1 protein-coding gene and 1 pseudogene are annotated in these 771 nt (G+C 63.7%); both read left to right on the forward strand.

The annotated features are described in order from the left end of the window. The first annotated feature begins 65 nt into the window (after window positions 1-65). On the forward strand, window positions 66-287 hold the full coding sequence (locus A5789_RS36945) for a hypothetical protein (protein ID WP_064903081.1): 222 nt from the start codon (window positions 66-68) through the stop codon (window positions 285-287). 182 nt (window positions 288-469) lie between these two features. Next, a pseudogene (locus A5789_RS26440) lies at window positions 470-771 on the forward strand (ATP-binding protein); the annotation flags it as partial.

Genomic DNA, 771 nt, shown 5'->3' on the forward strand with positions numbered 1-771 from the left:
GAACCGAATTCCATTGTGCTAGAATAGATTTAGTACCGAACTAGCTTCGGACTTACACGGTTCTCGTGACACCCTCGGCGCGTACTGCCGACGATGTCGCGCAGGAGGTCTACGCGTTGCTGATCACCTACCAGGCGTTGCGGACCGCGATCGCCGATACCGCGCTGGCCACACCGGGCATGGTCGCGGACCGGGGCAGTTTCACCGTCGCTTTGCAGACCGCCCGCGACCAGCTCGTCCATGCGGCCGGGTCATCACCGGCGCGACTGTCGATATCGTCGGTGTGATCGGGCGGGCCGTGCGCGCTGACCTGCTCCCACATCGCCGGCCCCGCAGCAGCCTTCGCGTGGTCAAACGGGCAATCTCCAAACACCGCGCCAAGGGGGTGATCGACCGGACCATCTACCAAACCCACATCAGCGTGCGCGTGCTACCCGGTTGACAACCCGGCAGCACACCAAACTGAGCGGCCTTGGGTCTAGCCCGGGCTGCGGTGCACGCCGGCTACCGCACCTATGTCACCACCGCCGCCGATTTGGCGGCCCGCTGCCACAAAGCTGCGATCGAAGGCCGGTGGGCCACCTGCATGCGTTTCTACGCCGGACCAACGCTCCTGGCGATCGACGAACTGGGATACCTGCCGTTACCTGCAGAGGCGGCATCAGCACTGTTTCAGGTTGTGTCGCAACGATATTTGAAGACCTCGATCGCGATCACCACCAACCGCGGCGTCGGATCCTGGGGCGAGATCCTCGGCGATAACACTGTCCC

The organism is Nocardia sp. 852002-51101_SCH5132738, assembly GCF_001665695.1.
GTDB classification, from domain to species: domain Bacteria; phylum Actinomycetota; class Actinomycetes; order Mycobacteriales; family Mycobacteriaceae; genus Nocardia; species Nocardia nova.